Origin of the sequence: Massilia sp. H6 (genome assembly GCF_024802625.1) — a bacterium.
In the GTDB taxonomy this organism is placed as follows: Bacteria; Pseudomonadota; Gammaproteobacteria; order Burkholderiales; family Burkholderiaceae_D; genus Telluria.
In genome coordinates, this window is record NZ_CP103371.1 from 529325 (window position 1) to 550927 (window position 21603).

General features: G+C 58.3%; 16 protein-coding genes, 1 tRNA gene and 1 pseudogene. 16 read left to right on the forward strand and 2 right to left on the reverse strand.

What is annotated here, in order from left to right; translation table 11 throughout:
• Nucleotides 1-9 precede the first annotated feature (9 nt).
• The 9 genes from NRS07_RS02385 (at nucleotide 10) to rpoC (ending at nucleotide 12513) form a co-directional block, all read left to right on the forward strand.
• Nucleotides 10-85, forward strand: a tRNA-Trp gene (locus NRS07_RS02385).
• 36 nt (nucleotides 86-121) lie between these two features.
• Nucleotides 122-511: a preprotein translocase subunit SecE gene (gene secE, locus NRS07_RS02390; protein ID WP_259210829.1), complete on the forward strand. Its 390-nt coding sequence runs from the start codon at nucleotides 122-124 to the stop codon at nucleotides 509-511.
• A 44-nt stretch (nucleotides 512-555) separates the two neighbouring features.
• The gene (gene nusG, locus NRS07_RS02395) at nucleotides 556-1128 is read left to right on the forward strand and encodes a transcription termination/antitermination protein NusG (RefSeq protein WP_259213450.1); all 573 of its coding nucleotides are present in this window, start codon (nucleotides 556-558) and stop codon (nucleotides 1126-1128) included.
• A 106-nt stretch (nucleotides 1129-1234) separates the two neighbouring features.
• A complete protein-coding gene (rplK, locus tag NRS07_RS02400; protein ID WP_259210831.1) occupies nucleotides 1235-1666 on the forward strand; it encodes a 50S ribosomal protein L11 in 432 nt (143 codons plus the stop codon).
• Nucleotides 1666-2361, forward strand: a complete 696-nt coding sequence (rplA, locus tag NRS07_RS02405; protein WP_259210833.1) for a 50S ribosomal protein L1 — start codon at nucleotides 1666-1668, stop codon at nucleotides 2359-2361. The genes rplK and rplA overlap by 1 nt, the downstream gene beginning before the upstream one ends.
• Nucleotides 2362-2661: 300 nt before the next feature.
• Nucleotides 2662-3195, forward strand: a complete 534-nt coding sequence (gene rplJ / locus NRS07_RS02410) for a 50S ribosomal protein L10 (RefSeq protein WP_259210835.1) — start codon at nucleotides 2662-2664, stop codon at nucleotides 3193-3195.
• Nucleotides 3196-3258: 63 nt separating this feature from the next.
• Nucleotides 3259-3633, forward strand: coding sequence for a 50S ribosomal protein L7/L12 (gene rplL, locus NRS07_RS02415; protein ID WP_259210836.1), 375 nt, complete (start codon nucleotides 3259-3261; stop codon nucleotides 3631-3633).
• Nucleotides 3634-3927: 294 nt separating this feature from the next.
• Nucleotides 3928-8037: a DNA-directed RNA polymerase subunit beta gene (rpoB, locus tag NRS07_RS02420; protein ID WP_259210837.1), complete on the forward strand. Its 4110-nt coding sequence runs from the start codon at nucleotides 3928-3930 to the stop codon at nucleotides 8035-8037.
• Nucleotides 8038-8262: 225 nt separating this feature from the next.
• Entirely contained in the window at nucleotides 8263-12513 is a 4251-nt protein-coding gene (gene rpoC / locus NRS07_RS02425; RefSeq protein WP_259210838.1) for a DNA-directed RNA polymerase subunit beta', read from the forward strand.
• Nucleotides 12514-12916: 403 nt separating this feature from the next.
• Here the strand turns inward: rpoC and NRS07_RS02430 are convergent, their stop codons facing one another.
• Together NRS07_RS02430 and NRS07_RS02435 are read right to left on the reverse strand one after the other, a co-directional pair.
• Entirely contained in the window at nucleotides 12917-13216 is a 300-nt protein-coding gene (locus NRS07_RS02430; RefSeq protein WP_259210839.1) for a hypothetical protein, read from the reverse strand.
• Nucleotides 13217-13559: 343 nt separating this feature from the next.
• Entirely contained in the window at nucleotides 13560-13808 is a 249-nt protein-coding gene (locus tag NRS07_RS02435; protein ID WP_259210840.1) for a hypothetical protein, read from the reverse strand.
• 275 nt (nucleotides 13809-14083) lie between these two features.
• Between NRS07_RS02435 and NRS07_RS02440 the strand changes: the two are divergent.
• The 7 genes and pseudogenes from NRS07_RS02440 to NRS07_RS02470 form a co-directional block, all read left to right on the forward strand.
• Nucleotides 14084-14758, forward strand: a pseudogene (locus NRS07_RS02440) (IS481 family transposase); the annotation flags it as partial.
• 256 nt (nucleotides 14759-15014) lie between these two features.
• Entirely contained in the window at nucleotides 15015-15203 is a 189-nt protein-coding gene (locus NRS07_RS02445; protein WP_259210841.1) for a hypothetical protein, read from the forward strand.
• A gap of 119 nt (nucleotides 15204-15322) precedes the next feature.
• Nucleotides 15323-17356: a hypothetical protein gene (locus NRS07_RS02450; protein WP_259210842.1), complete on the forward strand. Its 2034-nt coding sequence runs from the start codon at nucleotides 15323-15325 to the stop codon at nucleotides 17354-17356.
• A 9-nt stretch (nucleotides 17357-17365) separates the two neighbouring features.
• The gene (locus tag NRS07_RS02455) at nucleotides 17366-18187 is read left to right on the forward strand and encodes a hypothetical protein (RefSeq protein ID WP_259210843.1); all 822 of its coding nucleotides are present in this window, start codon (nucleotides 17366-17368) and stop codon (nucleotides 18185-18187) included.
• A complete protein-coding gene (locus NRS07_RS02460) occupies nucleotides 18168-18719 on the forward strand; it encodes a hypothetical protein (RefSeq protein ID WP_259210845.1) in 552 nt (183 codons plus the stop codon). Before NRS07_RS02455 ends, NRS07_RS02460 begins: the two co-directional genes overlap by 20 nt.
• A 470-nt stretch (nucleotides 18720-19189) precedes the next feature.
• Complete coding sequence (locus tag NRS07_RS02465; protein ID WP_259210847.1) at nucleotides 19190-19993, forward strand: alpha/beta fold hydrolase; 804 nt, start codon at nucleotides 19190-19192, stop codon at nucleotides 19991-19993.
• Nucleotides 19956-21551, forward strand: coding sequence for an ATP-binding protein (locus tag NRS07_RS02470; RefSeq protein WP_259210849.1), 1596 nt, complete (start codon nucleotides 19956-19958; stop codon nucleotides 21549-21551). Before NRS07_RS02465 ends, NRS07_RS02470 begins: the two co-directional genes overlap by 38 nt.
• Nucleotides 21552-21603 lie beyond the last annotated feature (52 nt).

Genomic DNA, 21603 nt, shown 5'->3' on the forward strand with positions numbered 1-21603 from the left:
AGTTTTCGTAGGGGTGTAGCTCAATTGGCAGAGCGTCGGTCTCCAAAACCGAAGGTCGCGGGTTCGATTCCCTCCGCCCCTGCCACCGATTCTGGTGCCAGGCACCGAAAGTAAAAAAAGTATGTCGAACCAATCCGTGCAAACTGTCAGCACCTCGAATGACAAGTTCAAGGTCGCACTGGCGGTGGTTGCCATGATTGCAGGCGTGGTCGGGTTCTTTTACCTGACTGGCCAGAACAAACCAGCCTTGGTCGCCGCAGGCGCCCTCTTGGCTGGTTTAGTTTTTGCCGTTCTGCTTTTGTGGACTTCCACCACCGGCCGTGATTTCCTGAGCTTCGCCAAGGAGTCGGTGCGTGAAACCAAGAAGGTTGTATGGCCGACCCGTCGGGAAGCCACTCAGATCACCGGCATCGTGTTTGCCTTCGTGGTCGTGACGGCGATTTTCCTGTGGGGCACGGATAAAGTTCTCGAATTCCTGTTGTACGACATCGTCCTGGGATGGAAAAACTAATGAACGATAACGTGCAAGACAATGAAGCGACCCCGGGCGACGGTATGCCACAAGAGGCTGCTGCGCCGCTGAGTGTTCCGGTCAGCAACAAGCGCTGGTATGTCGTCCATGTCTACTCCGGCATGGAAAAGAGCGTCATGCGCGCCCTGACCGAGCGCATCGAGCGCGCCGGCATGCAAGAACAGTTTGGCCAGATCCTGGTTCCGACCGAAGAAGTCGTCGAAATGCGCAACGGCACCAAGGCCGTTTCCGAGCGCCGCTTCTTCCCGGGCTATGTGCTGGTCGAGATGGAAATGACTGACGAAACCTGGCACCTGGTGAAGAACACCAGCAAGGTGACCGGTTTTATCGGCGGCAAGAGCAACAAGCCGACCCCTATCCCGGCGCGCGAGATCGACAAGATCATGCAGCAGGTCCAGGAAGGCGTCGAGAAGCCGCGGCCGAAAGTGCTGTACGAAGTGGGCGAGCAGGTCCGTATCAAGGAAGGCCCGTTCACTGACTTCAACGGCAACGTCGAAGAAGTGAATTACGAAAAATCGAAGGTGCGTGTGTCTGTCACCATCTTCGGCCGCGCAACTCCGGTGGAGCTGGAGTTCGGGCAAGTCGAAAAAGTTTAAACGCCAAGTCGGAGCGTCGCAGCAGCAAGGCGGAATCCGGTAAGAGGAGCCCCGCCAGAGTAGTCGTGGTGGGGCGCTACTACTCAAACCAAATCAAGGAGCCATCATGGCCAAGAAGATTATTGGTTTTATCAAGCTGCAAGTCGCAGCTGGTAAAGCAAACCCATCCCCACCGATCGGCCCAGCACTGGGTCAGCGCGGCCTGAACATCATGGAATTCTGCAAGGCGTTCAACGCCCAGACCCAGGGTCTCGAGCCAGGCATGCCGATTCCAGTCGTGATCACCGCGTTCGCCGACAAGTCCTTCACCTTCGTGATGAAGACCCCACCGGCAACCTTCCTGATCAAGAAAGCCGCTGGCATCACCAAGGGTTCGCCAAAGCCACATACCGACAAGGTTGGCACGCTGACCCGTGCGCAGGCTGAAGAAATCGCAAAAACCAAGCAGCCGGACCTGACCGCAGCAGACATGGACGCAGCAGTGCGTATCATCGCTGGCTCGGCACGTTCGATGGGCATCACGGTGGAGGGTGTGTAATGGCTAAGATGTCCAAGCGCGTCAAAGAAATGAAAGCTAAAGTAGACCGCAACAAGGTCTACGCGTTCGACAACGCTCTGTCGATCGTCAAGGAATTCGCTACTGCCAAGTTCAACGAGTCGATCGACGTCTCGGTGCAGCTGGGCGTGGACCCGAAGAAGTCGGACCAGGTCGTCCGCGGTTCGGTTGTCCTGCCAGCAGGCACCGGCAAGACCGTGCGCGTCGCGGTCTTCGCCTCGGGCGAAAAAGCCGAAGCGGCCAAAGCCGCCGGCGCCGACATCGTCGGCATGGAAGACCTGGCTGAGATGGTTAAAGCCGGCAACATGCCATTCGACATCGTCATCGCGTCGCCAGACACCATGCGTATCGTCGGTACCCTGGGCCAGATCCTGGGTCCACGTGGCCTGATGCCTAACCCGAAGGTCGGCACCGTCACCCCTGACGTCGCTACCGCGGTGAAGAACGCCAAAGCCGGTCAGGTCCAGTACCGTACCGACAAGGCAGGTATCGTCCACGCTACCATCGGCCGCAAGTCGTTCTCGGACGACCAGCTCAAGTCGAACCTGGTGGCGCTGATCGAAGCCCTGAACAAGGCCAAGCCAGCCACCTCGAAGGGTGTGTACCTGCGTAAGGTCGCCCTGTCGTCGACGATGGGCGCTGGCGTGCGTATCGATCACGCTTCGATCGCTGCTTAAAAAATTCAGTCTCGGCTAGCAATAGCCGAGCGCATCTTTGGGCTGTCGGGGCAAATCAGCGCTCCGGCAGGCAATCAAAGACCGTTGGGCCGACGTCGTCAACAAGGGGAAAGACCGCGCAGCGCTCTGTTCCCTCTGATTGTGGCAGAGGTTAATAGGCCACCCAACGCAGATGGTGCACCCGAACAAGTTTTGTAGTCCATGCTGCGTGAAATTCGCGTCAGATTGGCTTCTTAACTTCGGACGCCGTGTTCGAACCGATGTGAACGCTTTTGTTCCCATCATTTAAGGAGATTGACCGTGGGTCTTAATCTGAATGACAAAAAGGTCGTCGTCGAAGAAGTTTCCGCGAAAGTAGCAAGCGCGCAAACGATCGTCGTGGCGGAGTACCGTGGCATCCAGGTTGCTCACTTGACCAAGCTCCGTGCAACCGCACGTGCCCAGGGCGTCTACCTGCGTGTTCTGAAGAACACGCTGGCGCGTCGCGCTGTCGAAGGCACGCAGTTTGCCTCGCTGGCTGATTCCATGACCGGTCCGCTGATCTATTCGATCTCGGACGATGCCGTTGCTGCAGCGAAAATCATCAATGATTTCGCTAAAACCAACGACAAGCTGGTCGTGAAAGCCGGTAACTACGCAGGTAAGCAGCTCGATGTAGCTGGCGTTACCGCGTTGGCAAGCATTCCGTCGCGTGACGTCCTCATCTCGCAGCTGTTGGGCGTGATGCTGGCTCCGGTGTCGGGCTTTGCACGTGGTCTGGCTGCCCTGGCAGCGAAAAAAGGCGAAGGTTCGGAAGCTGCTCCAGAAGCAGCCGAAGAAACCGCAGCAGCTTAATCGCCGCGCCTTTTTTTTCAAGTACCAACCTGAACTACACACACAACAAATTTGGAGTTTCAAATGGCAATTAGCAAAGACGATATCCTGAACGCAGTGAGCGAAATGTCCGTCATGGACCTGAACGAACTGGTCAAGGCCTTCGAAGAGAAGTTTGGCGTGTCGGCAGCTGCAATGGCAGCACCTGCAGCCGGTGGCGCTGGCGCCGCTGCTGCAGTCGAAGAGCAGACCGAATTCAACCTGGTTCTGACCGAAATCGGCGCGAACAAGGTTGGCGTCATCAAGGCAGTCCGTGAAATCACCGGTCTGGGCCTGAAAGAAGCCAAGGACGTGGTTGACGGTGCACCAAAGACCGTCAAGGAATCCATGCCTAAAGCTGACGCTGAAGCTGCCAAGAAGAAGCTGGAAGAAGCTGGCGCCAAGGCTGAGCTGAAGTAATACATATGCATTGGGCACCTCGGTGCCCAACGCGGGAGTCAAAGCTTGCGAAACCTGCCGAAAGGGAGGTGAAGCTGCTTTGGCTCTTTTGTCGTCCCTGCGGCATACGTGCCGAACCGCTGTGCTGGATCGCTGTGGTGGGGCAACAAGTCATGCAGTCGGAAATATCGTAACACAGCAGTAGCTCGTCCTTTTTCACCTGACGGGAAAGCAGAGGCTTCAGGCCTTGCATGTGGCACTCCCACCACTCGCAATTCCTGAATTCTCATCCTTTCTGTCACTCACGGAGTGTCCATGCACTACTCATTTACTGAGAAGAAGCGCATTCGCAAGTCGTTCGCGAAGCGCGCCAACGTTCACAACGTTCCCTACCTTCTGGCTACCCAGCTTGAATCCTACGAGAATTTCCTGCAGGCCGACGCCACCCCGTCTGTCCGCAAGAACGAAGGCCTGCAGTCGGCCTTCAGCTCCATCTTCCCTATCGTGTCGCACAATGGTTTTGCGCGTCTCGAGTTCCTCTCTTATGTGCTGGGCGATCCTGCGTTTGACGTGAAAGAATGCCAGCAGCGCGGCCTGACTTTCGCCTCGCCGCTGCGCGCCAAGGTGCGTCTGGTGATCCTGGATAAGGAATCGCCGACCAAGCCGGTCGTGAAGGAAATGAAAGAGCAGGAAGTGTACATGGGCGAACTGCCCCTGATGACCACGAACGGCTCGTTCGTGATCAACGGCACGGAACGCGTCATCGTCTCGCAGCTGCACCGCTCGCCAGGCGTGTTCTTCGAACACGACCGCGGCAAGACGCACTCCTCGGGCAAGCTGCTGTTCTCGGCACGGATCATTCCTTACCGCGGCTCGTGGCTGGACTTCGAGTTCGACCCGAAAGACATCCTGTTCTTCCGCGTCGACCGCCGCCGCAAGATGCCGGTCACGATCCTGCTCAAGGCCATCGGCATGATGCCCGAGCAGATCCTGGCGAACTTCTTCGTCTTCGACAATTTCACCTTGCGCAATGAAGGCGGCGAGCTCGAGTTCGTCTCCGAACGCCTGCGCGGTGAAGTGGCGCGCTTCGACATCGTCGATCCGAAGTCGGGCAAGACCATCGTCACCAAAGACAAGCGCATCAATGCCAAGCATGTGCGCGACATCGAAGCTGCCGGTATCAAGAGCATCTCGGTACCAGAAGACTACCTGCTCGGCCGCGTGCTGGCACGTAACATCGTCGACCAGGACACCGGCGAAGTCATCGCCGTGGCCAACGACGAGCTGACCGAAGAACTGCTGGGCAAGCTGCGCGACGCCGACGTGAGCGACATCCAGACGCTCTACACGAACGACCTGGACCAGGGCGGCTACATTTCGCAAACCCTGCGCACCGACGACACCGCCGACCAGACCGCCGCTCGCGTGGCGATCTACCGCATGATGCGTCCAGGCGAGCCGCCAACCGAAGAATCGGTCGAAGCCCTGTTCAACGGCCTGTTCTACAGCCCTGAGCGCTACGACCTGTCGGCTGTCGGCCGCATGAAGTTCAACCGCCGTATCGGCCGTGACGAACTGACTGGCGCCATGACGATGTCGAACGAAGACATCCTGGCCGTGATCAAGATCCTCGTCGAGCTGCGCAATGGCCGCGGCGAAGTCGATGACATCGATCACCTGGGTAACCGCCGCGTGCGTTGCGTCGGCGAACTGGCTGAGAACCAGTTCCGTGCCGGCCTGGTGCGTGTGGAACGCGCCGTCAAGGAACGCCTCGGCCAGGCCGAAGCGGACAACCTGATGCCGCATGACCTGATCAACAGCAAGCCGATCTCGGCCGCGATCCGTGAATTCTTCGGTTCGTCGCAGCTGTCGCAGTTCATGGACCAGACCAACCCGCTGTCGGAAGTGACCCACAAGCGCCGCGTCTCGGCTCTTGGACCGGGCGGCTTGACGCGCGAACGTGCAGGCTTCGAGGTGCGCGACGTGCACCCGACCCACTACGGCCGCGTGTGCCCGATCGAAACGCCTGAAGGCCCGAACATCGGCCTGATCAACTCGCTGGCACTGTACGCCCGCCTGAACGAATACGGCTTCCTGGAAACCCCGTACCGCAAGGTCGACGATTCGAAAGTCACCGACAAGATCGAATACCTGTCGGCGATCGAAGAAGGCCGCTACATCATTGCGCAGGCTAACGCCGCGATCAATGAAGTGGGCCAGCTGGTCGACGAACTGGTATCGGCGCGCGAAGCCGGCGAGACCATTCTCGTCTCGCCAGAGCGCATCCAGTACATGGACGTCGCACCAGGCCAGATCGTCTCGGTGGCAGCATCCCTGATTCCGTTCCTGGAACACGATGATGCGAACCGCGCGCTGATGGGTGCCAACATGCAGCGCCAGGCCGTTCCTTGCCTGCGTCCGGAAAAAGCCTTTGTCGGTACCGGCATCGAGCGCACCGTGGCAGTTGACTCGGGTACCACCGTGCAAGCCCTGCGTGGCGGCGTGGTCGACTATATCGATGCCGGCCGTGTGGTGATTCGCGTCAACGACGACGAAGCAACCGCGGGCGAAGTCGGTGTGGATATCTACAACCTGATCAAGTACACCCGTTCGAACCAGAACACCAACATCAACCAGCGTCCGATCGTGCAGGTTGGCGACCGCGTTGCCCGTGGCGACGTGATTGCCGACGGCGCATCGACCGACCTGGGCGAACTGGCCCTGGGCCAGAACATGCTGGTGGCGTTCATGCCATGGAACGGCCTGAACTTCGAGGATTCGATCCTGATCTCGGAAAACGTGGTCAAGGACGACCGCTACACCTCGATCCACATCGAAGAGCTGTCGGTGGTCGCGCGCGACACCAAGCTCGGCGCGGAAGAAATCACCCGCGACATCTCGAACCTGGCAGAAAACCAGCTGGCGCGCCTGGATGAATCGGGCATCGTCTACATCGGCGCCGAAGTGCAGGCTGGCGACGTGCTGGTCGGTAAGGTCACCCCGAAAGGCGAGACCCAGCTGACCCCGGAAGAAAAGCTGTTGCGCGCGATCTTCGGCGAAAAAGCGTCGGACGTGAAAGACACCTCGCTGCGCGTGCCATCGGGCATGATCGGCACCGTGATCGACGTCCAGGTCTTCACCCGTGAAGGCATCCAGCGCGACAAGCGCGCCCAGCAGATCATCGACGATGAACTCAAGCGCTATCGCCTGGACCTGAACGACCAGATGCGTATCGTCGAAGGCGATGCCTTCCAGCGTCTGGAGCGCATGTTGAACGGCAAGATCGTCAACGGCGGTCCGAAGAAGCTGGCCAAGGGCGCTGCAATCACCGCCGAATACCTGGCGGACCTGGACAAGTTCCACTGGTTCGACATTCGTCCGGCCGACGACGACACCGCCAACGCGCTCGAGGCGATCAAGGAATCGATCAACGAAAAGCGTCACCAGTTCGACCTGGCCTTCGAAGAGAAGCGCAAGAAGCTCACGCAAGGCGACGAGCTGCAGCCAGGCGTGCAAAAGATGGTCAAGGTCTACCTGGCCGTCAAGCGCCGCCTGCAGTCGGGCGACAAGATGGCGGGCCGCCACGGTAACAAGGGTGTGGTCTCGCGTATCGTGCCGGTCGAAGACATGCCGTTCATGGCCGATGGTACCCCTGCGGACGTGGTGCTGAACCCGCTGGGCGTTCCTTCGCGAATGAACGTCGGCCAGATCCTGGAAACCCACCTCGGTTGGGCGGCAAAGGGCCTGGGCCTGCGTATCGGCGACATGCTGCGTGCGCAAGCGAAAGCGGAAGAACTGCGCGGCTTCCTGGCCAAGATCTACAACGAAACTGGCCGCAAGGAAGACCTGGACAGCTTCAGCGATGAAGAAATCCTGACCCTGGCGAACAACCTCAAGAACGGCGTGCCGTTCGCGACCCCGGTCTTCGATGGCGCCAACGAAGAGGAAATCCGCCGCATGCTCGACCTGGCGTTCCCTGACGAGATCGCTACTTTGCTGGGCATGACCCCGTCGAAGAACCAGGTCACGATGTTCGACGGCCGTACCGGCGAATCGTTCGAGCGCAAGGTCACGGTCGGCTTCATGCACATGCTGAAACTGCACCACCTGGTGGACGACAAGATGCACGCGCGTTCGACCGGTCCGTACTCGCTGGTGACGCAGCAGCCACTGGGCGGTAAAGCCCAGTTCGGTGGCCAGCGCTTCGGTGAGATGGAAGTGTGGGCACTGGAAGCCTACGGCGCGTCCTACGTGCTGCAGGAAATGCTGACCGTGAAGTCGGATGACGTGAACGGCCGTACCAAGGTGTACGAGAACCTGGTCAAGGGCGACCACGTGATCGACGCCGGCATGCCGGAATCGTTCAACGTGCTGGTGAAGGAAATCCGTTCGCTGGGTATCGACATCGATCTCGAGCGCAACTAAGCAAGTCGGCATGGTCGCCGGCCTTCGGGCCCGGCCTGCCGCCCTTGACTCGTCGCCCCGGCGCAGGCTGGGGCTCCAAGCCCGGTGAATTCACCGGCAAACTTGAATCCCGGCCTGCGCCGGGATGGCGCTTTCAGGGGTAAGCGGTCCCGGCAAGCACTGGCGAAAATCAGTGAGAACCGGCGGCAAGTAGTACGTAAAGAATTCAATCACCTGGAGTGATAAATGAAAGCACTGCTCGATCTATTCAAGCAAGTTCAAACGAACGAAACCTTCGACGCCATCAAGATTGGCCTGGCGTCGCCCGAGAAAATCCGTTCGTGGTCCTTCGGCGAAGTCAAGAAGCCGGAAACCATTAACTACCGTACCTTCAAGCCAGAGCGCGACGGCCTGTTCTGCGCCAAGATCTTTGGCCCGATCAAGGACTACGAGTGCCTGTGCGGCAAGTACAAGCGCCTCAAGCACCGCGGCGTGATCTGCGAGAAGTGCGGCGTCGAAGTCACGCTGGCCAAGGTGCGCCGCGAGCGCATGGGCCACATCGAACTGGCTTCGCCAACCGCGCACATCTGGTTCCTGAAGTCGCTGCCGTCGCGCCTGGGCATGGTCCTGGACATGACGCTGCGCGACATCGAACGCGTGCTGTACTTCGAAGCGTACGTCGTGACCGATCCTGGCATGACCCCGCTGAAGAAGTCGCAGATCATGTCGGAAGACGACTACGCCGCCAAGTACGAAGAGTACGGCGACGACTTCACCGCATTCATGGGTGCCGAAGGCATCCGTGAGCTGCTGCGCTCGATCGACATCCACCGCGATGCCGAAGCCCTGCGCGTGGAGCTCAAGGAATCGAAATCCGAAGCCAAGATCAAGAAATACGCCAAGCGCCTGAAAGTGCTCGAGGCGTTCCAGCGTTCGGGTATCAAGCCGGACTGGATGATCATGGAAGTGCTGCCAGTGCTGCCGCCAGAGCTGCGTCCGCTGGTGCCGCTGGACGGCGGCCGCTTCGCGACCTCCGACCTGAACGACCTGTACCGCCGCGTCATCAACCGTAATAACCGCCTCAAGCGCCTGATGGAACTGCGCGCGCCGGAAATCATTACGCGTAACGAAAAGCGCATGCTGCAAGAAGCGGTCGATTCGCTGCTGGACAACGGCCGTCGCGGTAAAGCGATGACCGGCGCCAACAAGCGTCCGCTGAAGTCGCTGGCCGAGATGATCAAGGGCAAGGGCGGTCGTTTCCGTCAGAACTTGCTGGGCAAGCGCGTCGACTACTCGGGCCGTTCGGTCATCGTGGTCGGCCCACAGCTCAAACTGCACCAGTGCGGCCTGCCGAAGCTGATGGCCCTGGAACTGTTCAAGCCGTTCATTTTCAACAAGCTCGAACTGATGGGTCTGGCAACGACCATCAAGGCGGCCAAGAAGCTCGTCGAAATCCAGGAACCAGTGGTCTGGGACATCCTTGAAGAAGTCATCAAGGAACACCCGGTCATGCTCAATCGTGCACCAACCCTGCACCGCCTTGGTATCCAGGCGTTCGAGCCGGTCCTGATCGAAGGCAAGGCCATCCAGCTGCACCCACTCGTTTGCGCGGCGTTCAACGCCGACTTCGACGGTGACCAGATGGCAGTCCACGTGCCGCTGTCGATCGAAGCGCAGATGGAAGCGCGTACGCTGATGCTGGCGTCGAACAACATCCTGTTCCCATCGAACGGCGAGCCGTCGATCGTGCCGTCGCAGGATATCGTGCTGGGCCTGTACTACGCCAGCCGCGAGGCGATCAACGCCAAGGGCGAAGGCATGATGTTCCCGGACGTGTCGGAAGTGATCCGCGCGTACGACAATAAAGAAGTCGAACTGGCGACCCGCATCACCGTGCGTATCGTCGAGTTCCCACGCGTGGCCGGCAGCGACGAATTCGAGCGCACCGTCACCCGTTACGAGACCACGGTCGGCCGTGCGATCCTGTCCGAGATCCTGCCGAAAGGCCTGCCGTTCAGCGTGCTGAACCGCTCGCTGAAGAAGGAAATCTCGAAGCTGATCAACACGTCGTTCCGCAAGTGCGGCCTGCGTGCGACCGTCGTGTTCGCCGACAAGCTGATGCAGTCGGGCTTCCGCCTTGCAACGCGCGCCGGTATCTCGATCGCCGTCGACGACATGAAGATCCCGGACGTCAAGAAGGGCATGATCGCCACCGCCGAAGCCGAAGTGAAGCAGATCGAGCAGCAGTACAGCTCGGGCCTGGTCACCGCCGGCGAGCGTTACAACAAGGTCGTCGATATCTGGGGCAAGACCTCCGATGAAGTCGGCAAGGCCATGATGGACCAGCTCAAGGTCGAGCCGGTCACCCGTCGTGACGGTACCGAAGGCACCCAGGAATCGTTCAACGCGATTTACATGATGGCCGACTCGGGCGCGCGTGGTTCGGCAGCCCAGATTCGCCAGCTGGCGGGTATGCGAGGCCTGATGGCCAAGCCGGACGGTTCGATTATCGAAACGCCGATTACCGCGAACTTCCGCGAAGGCCTGAACGTGTTGCAGTACTTCATCTCGACGCACGGCGCCCGTAAGGGTCTGGCCGATACCGCGCTGAAGACCGCTAACTCGGGTTACCTGACCCGCCGCCTGGTCGACGTGACCCAGGATCTGGTCGTGATCGAGGACGATTGCAAGACCACCAACGGCACCTTCATGAAGGCGATGGTCGAAGGCGGTGAAGTGATCGAAGCGCTGCGCGACCGCATCCTGGGCCGCGTGACGGGCCACGATGTCGTCAATCCTGAGACCCAGGAAACCGTGTACGAAGCTGGCACGCTGCTGGACGAAGACATGGTCGAAGAGATCGAGCGTCTCGGCATCGACGAAGTCAAGGTGCGCACCCCGCTGAACTGCGACACCCGTTATGGCCTGTGCGCATCGTGCTACGGTCGTGACCTGGGCCGCGGCTCGATGGTCAATAGCGGCGAAGCAGTCGGCGTCGTGGCAGCACAGTCGATCGGTGAGCCGGGTACCCAGCTGACCATGCGTACCTTCCACATCGGTGGTGCGGCATCGCGCGCGGCAGTGGCATCGTCGGTCGAAGCCAAGTCCAACGGTACGGTCCGCTTCACGGCGACCATGCGTTACGTCACCAACGGCAAGGGCGCGCAAATCGTCATTACCCGTTCGGGCGAAGTGCTGATCACCGACGACCACGGTCGTGAGCGCGAGCGTCACAAGGTGCCATACGGCGCGACCCTGATCGTCAAGGACGGCCAGGCAGTCAAGGCCGGTACCGCGCTGGCAACCTGGGATCCGCTGACCCGTCCGATCATTACCGAGTACGCCGGTACGATCCGCTTCGAGAACGTGGAAGAGGGCGTCACCGTCGCTCGCCAGGTCGATGAAGTGACCGGTCTGTCGACCCTGGTCGCGATCGATCCGAAGCGTCGTGGTTCGGCTGGTAAGGTTGTGCGTCCGCAGGTGAAACTGCTGAACGAAGAAGGCCAGGAAGTGAAGATCGCCGGCACCGAACACGCCGTGGCGATTGGTTTCCAGGTTGGCGCGCTGATCATGGTGAAAGACGGCCAAAGCGTGTCGGTGGGTGAAGTGCTGGCACGTATCCCGACCGAATCGCAGAAGACCCGCGACATTACCGGTGGTCTGCCGCGCGTTGCCGAACTGTTCGAAGCACGTTCGCCGAAAGACGCGGGCATGCTGGCTGAAGTCACCGGTACCGTCGCCTTCGGTAAAGAAACCAAGGGCAAGCAGCGTCTGGAAATCACGGACATGGACGGCAACAAGCACGAGTTCCTGATCACCAAGGACAAGCAAGTGCTGGTCCACGATGGTCAAGTCGTGAACAAGGGCGAGATGATCGTCGATGGTCCGGCCGATCCGCAAGACATCCTGCGCCTGCTGGGTATCGAAGCGCTGGCTCGTTACATCGTCGACGAAGTGCAGGACGTCTACCGTCTGCAGGGCGTGAAGATCAACGACAAGCACATCGAAGTGATTGTGCGCCAGATGCTGCGCCGCGTGGCCATCGTCGAAGCCGGCGACACCGACTACATCGTCGGCGAGCAGGTGGAGCGTTCGGAGCTGCTGGAAGAGAACGACCGCATGGAAGCCGCAGGCAAACTGCAAGCGACCTACGAGAACGTGCTGCTGGGTATTACCAAGGCATCGCTGTCGACCGATTCGTTCATCTCGGCCGCATCGTTCCAGGAAACCACCCGCGTGCTGACCGAAGCGGCGATCATGGGCAAGCGCGACGGCCTGCGCGGCCTGAAGGAAAACGTCATCGTCGGCCGCCTGATCCCTGGCGGTACCGGTCTGGCATTCCACCGCGCCAAGAAAGAGAAGGAAGTGTGGGAGGCGGAAGAGCGCCAGGCACTGCTGCAGCAAGAAAAGGCCAACATGGCTGCCGAACTGCAGGCGATGGAAGACCAGCAGAATGCGGCGGCTCCGGCCGAACAGCATCACGGCGACGACGAGTAATCGTCTAGCTTCGCTAGAATGAAGACGGCACCCTACGGGGTGCCGTTTTTTTTTGGTGCGCCAGGCATGGCGCTGCCCGGCTCGCTGTGGAGGCGGGTTGGACGACTTGGAGGTACAAGTCCTCTGCACACCCGGCAAGGGGAAGTGCTAGCTGAACGGCAAGGGTGTCCGTCGCAAGGCGGAATCTGAAGGAAGCTGCGAACAACATGCTGGCCTGCCGAACGGGAAGCGGATATCAGACGGCTTAGCGGGGTAGGGTGGCCGAGATCACTCAAGCCCGATACTTGCACGGAACGCTACGACGTAGATCCCGCAGGCATAAGCAGGAAGGTCGCGCGCATTACCCCGGGAGGCCCTCCAGCCTGCCCCGTGCTACCGGCATAGTATGTAGGATGCACCGGCTTTAATCTGCAAAGGAACGCGCAATGTGATCGATCGCGAGCAGCAGAAAGACCGCGGCAATGGAGACGATGAGACGCAAGTAAAACACGCGCGAGTACAGCCCGTCCTCGTCGATCCTGCCGGTTCCCTGGATTAAATGATTGGCAACAGTAGAAACACACGCCGCGCCGAACAGCAAAACGGGAGACATCATGATGCGCTTGTCCCATATCAGCGGAAGCAGAATGCCTGCAAGGGCAATCAGATAGAAAAACCATTGATATCCTGGTCTCTGGCGTGGAGGCGATAAATTGGAGGGCATGGTGATTTATAACCGGTTGTGTGAATTCAGTGCCGCGTGGTTGTCATTGCAACCGCGTTGCGCTTTAGAATGAGCCGGCATAACTCAAAATTTAAAATAGCCAGACCTACTTTTAAATTTGAATTAACCGTATTTTTCAGATCGCCGGGAACTAATATTAGGATCGATGAATATATTACCACACCCCAAGGACGTGGTAACACTGCGACCTAGCCGGCTGGACCAAATGCGACTTTAGCAAACAAAACCCGGTGCGGAATACGATAGCGAATCCGCCGCAGCGCGAGCACTGCAATCGGGAGCCAGCGCAGCAACGCGACGCTTATGCTCGCTAAAAACACATTTATCTGTCGTCGAGTAATCGATATTTAGCCAGTGATAAGTAGATCACATAGCCGGCTGCGGCGCCGAGAACCACGCTGCCCGCCATGCCCACTGCACCCGCCAAAGCGCAAAGACCACGGCCGAGCGCGCCGCCGCGTGAAATGGCATGCCAACCAGCGGTGCCGCCGGCAATAGCGTCGTTGACCGAGGAATCGCCACGATCGCCGCCGGACACCAAGGAAATTTCATTCATCGTCAATAATTGCATGTATTTCTCCCTAGAGATAAGTCATTGCCATTAAATAATGGTGCTGGCGTATGGAACAATTTCTTCTAGTACTCAATGCGTAACGCATGAATGTTCAGTCCATGGAGAAGGTTTCTAAATTATCGGATTCGGTCGAGGATATATCAGTGGATGGGCCGCATGTTCTGTAGCTATCTGGAATCGGGGGATCATGTACCCATTCGTAGCTGGCCCCTCTTCAAGGCCAGGCACGTTTTGCGTACATTGTTCCAATACGATCTTTCCATGGCAACCCGATGACCCAGGCACTGCACAGCCAAGCCCGTACCACCCATCTGATCCGCGAAGAAATCAGGAACTCCACGCTCCCGCAAGCCGAACTGGCCAGGCTGTACAACGTCACCCGTCAGACGATCCGGAAGTGACAGAACCGCGAGTCGCCGCAAGACAAGTCGCATGCTCCAAAAAAAATGTGCACGACTCTCAAGCCCGAGCAGGAAATCATCGTGGTGGAGTTGCACAAGACGCTGCTACTGCCTACGGACGACCTGCTGGCGGTCACGTGCGAGTTCATCAATCCCGCCTTTTCGCGTGCCGGCCTGGGGCGTTGCCTGCGCCGCCACGGCGTCTCCGACCTGCGCAACCTGGTTGAACAGGAAGGCGCCGCGTCGCCCACGAAAAAAACCTTCAAGGACTACGAGCCGGGCTTCCTACACATCGACATCAAGTATTTGCCGCAAATGCAGAATGAGCCGTCGCGCTGCTACCTATTCGTAACCATCGACCGCGCCACGCGCTGGGTCTTCGTCGAACCGTACGCCGACGAGACCGATGCTAGCAGCGACGACTTCGTCAGCAAAGTCGAGCAGGTCTGCCCGGTCCACAATGGCAGCCAGTTCACCGACCGCTTTACGGCCGGTGTCAAGAAGAAGGAACCCAGCGGCTCGCATGTGTTCGACCGACTGTGGAAGTAACTCGGCATTAGCTCATTTTTCACTTTGCGTCAAATGATACCCAAAAAACTGTCCATTAAATTGTTTCAATTCATCATGGTCGAGGGGTTATGTTATGCATTACTCATAGTGGCAAATTTATTTAGGCGCATTGCATAAAGCGCCTAAAGATTGTTGCTAGGAGTGACGAGGACATGCATGATGTCCCCTATCGGCGAATAGGTCGCCGATAGGGGACTTTCCCTTCCTTTCTAATTCTGAAAAAGATGATGCAATGAAAAAATTTTCGGTATCTGTAGTCGAATTGTCGGGCCGCCTCGAACAACAAAGCACGGCTGCGCTAGCATTTGCGGCGATTGCTTCCCTCTCGGCATCCAACGCCTATGCTCTCGAAGAAGACACCTGTGGCAATCGCCAGGACATGCCTTGCGAAAAATCCAGTTGCGCCATTTTTACTTGGTAATGTTCGACTGATATTCGGGTTTATTACCTGTTGACTCGGCCTCTCCCGCAGGCAGTCGGAAGTAGAGCTTGCAGGAGAGTGTTTGTTATTTTTAAAATAATTTCGAGAGAAATTTTGATATGAGAGTATTGCTTTCTGTTCTACGTGTAGATATCACTCCAGAAGGTCATGGGATTGTCGCTGCTGGAGGTAGATATTTCGCGGTATCGCCACAGACAGTAATATTGCTTAATGTAATGATGGCGGTCGCTGACCCCAGCTCATCTGACCAGATTGCCGCCAAGCTGTCATGTGAAATTGGCTTCACGGTGTCGGCAAAAGATGTCGAACAGGCTGTTGATGATCTTCCTGCAGCCTTTTTCGAACATACACAGCTGGTAACGGAATTTAGCTTGTCTATGCCTCTGCTCCAAGGGCGGCTGCTTGATGTGCTGGCCCGTTTTTTATCCATTTTCTTCTCACCGGCTCTAGCATCGGTGCTAATTTTCGCTGCGATCTACGCACTGTGGCGAACAAACGAGAACTATTCTTCAGGTCCAGTTGCTCCGCTGATGGTTGCAGCATTGGTCCTTCCTAGCATTGTGTTTCACGAGCTCGGCCACGCTGCCGCTTGCGTTCGAGGCGGAGCCAGCCCCAACATTATTGGGATTGGCGTAAACGGTCTGTTCCCGACTTTTTACACTGACGTCTCGGATATCTGGTCGCGAGGCCGATGGGCGCGAATGCGCGTCGATGTCGGTGGGATCTATTTCCAATTTTTGTATGCTGCGGCTTTGACACTATTAGTCCCCTGGTTCCCGGCTGTATTGCCGGCAATTAGCTTGACACTGCTACTCGCAGCCTTCTCCTTCCTTCCCTATTTCAAATTCGACGGCTACTGGCTGCTGGGTGATTTCCTAGGAGTAAACAATCTAACCCTAGCTCTAAAATGCACCCGAAGCGGATTGCTCTCCAAGTATAGGAATCGTTCTCTTTCGTCAACGGATTTTTTGCCGCTGTTGGGCATCGTGGCTTACTATCTCGGATTGCTTTCGCTGTTCGCCCTGACTGCAGTCGCGCTCTGGCACCTGATTCTGGTACATTTCAGCTCGGTCACGAGCACCTTATCGGGAGGGGCTATTTCGCTTGTATCAATTTTTGTAATTGCATTTTTACTAATGGTCGCCGCTAACTTGCTGCGTCCTTTGGTAAACTCGGTACGCGAACTTCGCGTTCTCGTATTCGACCTGCCTCCGATTGTTCTGGCCTTTATACTCGGGTGCCTGATCACAATCGCGAAGCCCCTTTTGCATCTGCCGCGCAAACACCGCGCCTATATTAACGCGGTCTTGGCTGGCATGAACAAAGCTGTTCCGCCAATCCCTGATGCAAAACGTGAGGCGCAAGGCAGCATAGTGACTAAGTACTATGAGTTGATTTGGACTGAGTTGCTGGGCCGGGTTAGCGTGGATACTGGGCGCTGGCTGGTCCGAGTAACCCATCATACGCGTTCCGTCCAGACTTTCGGGGATGTGGTTAATACGCCAGGACCAGTTATACTGGCTGCGCCGCACTATGGCTCGTTTATTAGCGGCGCCATGCTCCTCCTTGCTGAAATCGGCAGTGAACGTCCGATTCATTTATTTTACGCTGACCCGAAAAACGATCCAGAAAATGGGCGCTATGAGAAATTTTACAGGCGGTATTTCCCCGACCTGTCTGTTTGCTTCAATAACAAGCGCGGCGTCCTAGATGCGGTTAAGGCACTCAGGCGCGGCGAAGTGCTAGTGATCATGCCAGACGTGTTTCACGGCCCTAATTTGGTAAATATTGGGCTCATGGGGCGGAATATTGGCACAATGGCAGGAATCGCATATTTTAACCAAAAGTTCGGCGCGACGGTGGTGCCGGTATTAAGCCGCTTCCGCGGGCTTGTCGCCGTGGATATACATTTTGGCGAGAAATTGGAATTCGATGTTGGAAAAGATTTAGGGGAGGAGCGAAATGTACGCATCATGGAGCAACTGTTTGATTGGTTCGCAGAATGGTTTCGGCGGCATCCCGACAATTGGCACTGCTGGGGTCAATATGGTGCCAGCGAAGCCCGCGATTCAAGGTCTATCGCCGACACTATTACGTTGCTCGAATCGCGAACACCCGGGGTTGTTTTATAAGTGGGATCTATGAAATTACATGTAATCGGCGTTCACTTGGTTGGCGCCACACTTTTGTTTTCATCATGCATTTCATCTGCCGATCAAACTCACAGCGCGCAAGAAACGGCGACAGATAATGCAAAGAATGGACAATCGATTGAAATAACAGGCGTAAGGAACCCGGAATGGAAACCCTATCGGACGTTGCTGCTAGGTTTTGATGCGTTTGAAAGGCATCGGGAGTTGGCGCCAAAGGCTGCTCTGCGTTTTTCGGTGCGCTCGCTGAATCCGGCCACGAGCATAGATGGCGTCACAATGAGTCTCGAAAGCAGGGCTCACTCGATCCCGCTACAGTTAGATCAAAATAGCAGCTTCTCGCTGCCCCTGGACCAGGCGGCAGTCGACGACGGTGCTGAGCTACTGATAAACCGCAAGAAAAACACGATAACGATCAGACCCGATATTCGAACCCCCGGGCTTCCGGCAAACATGCGGCGGCTTGGCGATCTCAGGCTCGAGTGCCATGTACGCTGGGCGATTCAACGAGACGAGCTCAGTTTTGTGAAGCGCAATGCATTTCGTATGCTCGGGGGGCCTTGCGCATCTGGAACCGTCAAAACATTCTATATCGCTGATCGGATGATTAGTGGTGCGTGGATCACCCTCCCGGGACGAAAAGTTCCCTTGGAAGTCATCGGCAACGGTACATTGTTCCGGCCGCCACTCCACGAAACCGCCTGGAGCGACGAAGCTCTTATCGAATTGGAGTTTGATAACGAGATCCGCTCTCCGGACAAAGGGGAAGATGCTTCTCTGGCCGAGTCGAAACATGAAAATGCAAATCGGTAATGTCTTGGGGGCTTTGGTACTGCTGTGCGCCGCGACATCCGTATCGTTCGCAGCAGATGGGATCACTGCAAATGTCACGAGCTCATCATGTGGTGAAGCGACAATGAACGCTTCGCGCGTGAACTTGGCATTGGCCCGGGGTCGGTGCGCGGTGGAGGCCGGGACAGGAAACAATCTCCCTGACGCAGGCTCAAGGCAATTCGGGGAGGAGTTCGGGCCAGGCGATGGACCCGCTTTTCATGATGAAACACTGGTTGCCAGCGAAGATAAAACCACGCGTTCGAAGCGCCAAACGGATGCGATTATTGCTGGAAAAGGTGACCAGGAATTCGCCTCTGGGGCGTATGGAGCGTTTAGGCGCATGGACAAGTATAGCAAATTTGGTGCTGCCTTCAGCGAGGCGCGAGTTCCCAATTGTCTGCATAAGGACGGCCTGAAACGGCAGCCTCCAAAAATTGGCTTCTTTTTCTTTCAAGGTGTATTGGCATTGCCTTTCGTCGCGCTCGCAAAAGTACGCGGCAAGTGCAGCTAAATTGGTTAGAACATTTGAAGAAGTACAGTAAATTTGCGACAGAGGATGCTCTGCTATATCCGATCGTACATGCGAGTGAAGTCTCGAATGCTGGTGCTGTAAAAATTCCGATCGGTACGAACGACGATCCACGATCCGTGGGGTCGCAATGATGTTCAAATAAATCTTCCGAACTGTACGGACATGCTGCCCGAAGTCACCTGTACCGTCGCCTTCGGTAAAGAAAGGCCAATATGGCTGCCGAACTGCAGGCGATGGACGACCAGCAGAATGCGGCGGCTCCGGCCGAGCAGCATCACGGCGACGACGAGTAATCGTTTAGCTTCGCTGACATGAAGACGGCACCCTGAGGGGTGCCGTTTTTTTTTGCGCCTGCCGGCCACATGCCCATGTCACGGGTGTCTTTCGCTCTATTTGCCGGTACAATGCTTCTTTATAGAATCGTCATCATTTTGGTTTCGGAAAATCCCATGTCTGTTTTGATCAGAAATAACGTCCAAGTCACCGGCAGCGGGGCAGCCACCCTGGTGTTTGCGCACGGCTTTGGCTGCGACCAGACCATGTGGCGCTTCATTGCCCCGGCCTTTGGCGAACGGTTCAAGACGATCACCTTCGACCTGGTCGGCAGTGGTGGCTCGGACCTCAATGCCTACGACCGCACCAAGTACAGCACCTTGCACGGTTATGCCGACGACCTGCTCGAGATCCTCGATGCCTGCGCGACCGGCCCGGTGGTGTTCATTGGCCATTCGGTCAGTGCCATGATCGGGATGCTGGCAACGATCAAGGCGCCCGAGCGCTTCGCTGCGCAAATCATGATCGGTCCTTCGCCCTGCTATATCAACGACGGCGACTATGTCGGCGGATTCAACCGCGCGGATATCGACGAATTGCTCGAAACGCTGGAGTCGAACTACCTGGGCTGGTCGAGCAGCATGGCGCCGGCCATCATGGGCGCGCCGAACCAGCCGGAGTTGAGTGCAGAACTGACCACCAGCTTTTGCCGCAACGATCCAGAAATCGCCAAGCACTTTGCGCGCGTGACATTTCTTTCCGATAACCGCGCCGACGTGCCGAAGTCGCGCGTGCCGGCGCTCATCTTGCAGTGCAGCGACGACCTGATCGCGCCGCGCGCCGTCGGCGACTATCTGCAACGACATCTGCCCAACAGCACGCTGTATGTGATCCAGAACGTCGGCCATTGCCCTCACATGAGTGCGCCCACAGAGAGTTCACGTGCCATCGACGCCTTCCTCGCCGCCACCCTGCGATAAGCGCGAGGCCGGCGCGCTGCCGTCCACCGAGATCCTGTTCGAACAGGCCGCCTGCGCGCTGGTGCTGGCCGACATCGACGGCCTGATCTTGAGGGCCAATGCCACCGCCTGCCGCTGGCTTGGCTATGAATGCGACGAGCTGACCGGCAAGCTGCGCATGCCCGACCTGCTGCCGATCGGCGCCCGCCTGTTTCACCACACGCACTGCTTGCCCATCTTGCAGGTCAATGGCTCGGTGAGCGAGGTGCAGGTCGACCTGCGCAACCGCCGCGGCGAACGCTTGCCGATGCTGATCAACATCCTGCGCCTGAACGAGGGCGGGCGCGTCTACGACCAGTGGGCGCTGTTCATGGCGTCCGACCGCCGCAAGTACGAACGCGAACTGCTCGCCGCCCGCAAGGCGGCCGAAGCGGCGCTCGTCGCGCGCCTGGAGGCCGAGACCAAGCTGCAGGCGCTCAATGCCCAGCTGTTCGAGACCGACCGCCGCAAGGACGAATTCCTGGCAACGCTGTCGCACGAGCTGCGCAACCCGCTGGCGCCGATGCGCAGCGCACTCGATGTGCTCAAGATGAAGTTTCAGGGCGTGGCCGACGACCGGCTGCTGTCGGCGTTTGATCGCCAGCTGCGCCACCTGACCCGGCTGGTGGACGACCTGATGGAAGTGTCGCGTATCACGCAGGGGCGCATGCAGCTGCGCCGCGAAGCCGTCGAGCTCACGGCGCTGGTGCACAGCGCCGCGCAGGATGTGCAGCCGCTGATGGCGGCGTCCGGGCACCGGCTGCAGCTGGACCTGGCCGCGCCGCCGGTGGTGGTCGACGGCGACGCGACCCGGCTGGTACAGGTCATCCTGAACCTGCTCACCAATGCCGCCAAGTACACGCCAGACGGTGGCCAGGTCCATCTCACGCTGCGCTGCGACGGCGGGCAGGCCGAGATCCGGGTGCGCGACAACGGTATCGGCATTGCGATCGAGGCCCAGGGCAGCGTGTTCAACATGTTCTCGCAACTGGAGCCGGCGCTGGACCGGGCCAAGGGGGGGCTGGGCATCGGCCTGGCGCTGGTGCGCGGCATCGTCGAGCTCCATGGCGGCACGATTCGCGCCGAGAGTGCGGGACTGGGCCAGGGCAGTGAATTCATCCTGCGCCTGCCGCTGGTCGAGACGGCGCTGCGCGCGCAGGCCGCGGCGCCAGACCACGCCCACGCTGCCGGCCTGCGCCTGATGGTCGTCGACGACAACGAAGACGCTGCGCAGACGCTGGCGATGGCACTCGAACTGGTCGGCTGCGTGGTCGGCGTGGCCCATACCGGGGCAGCGGCACTGGAGCTGGCGGCTCGCTTCGCGCCGCAAGTGGCCCTGCTCGATATCGGCCTGCCGGACATGAACGGCTACGAACTGGCGCGGCGCCTGCGCGCGACGGCGCACGGGGCGGGCATGACCCTGGTCGCCACCACCGGCTGGGGACAAGAAAAAGACCGCCAGCTGGCGTTCGACGCCGGATTCGATCATCACCTCACCAAGCCGATCGATGTCGACCATGTGCGCTCGCTGCTGACGTAACCGTCCCAGCGCTGCAAGTGCACTGAACGACGTTCTTCCGGAACAGCCCCGA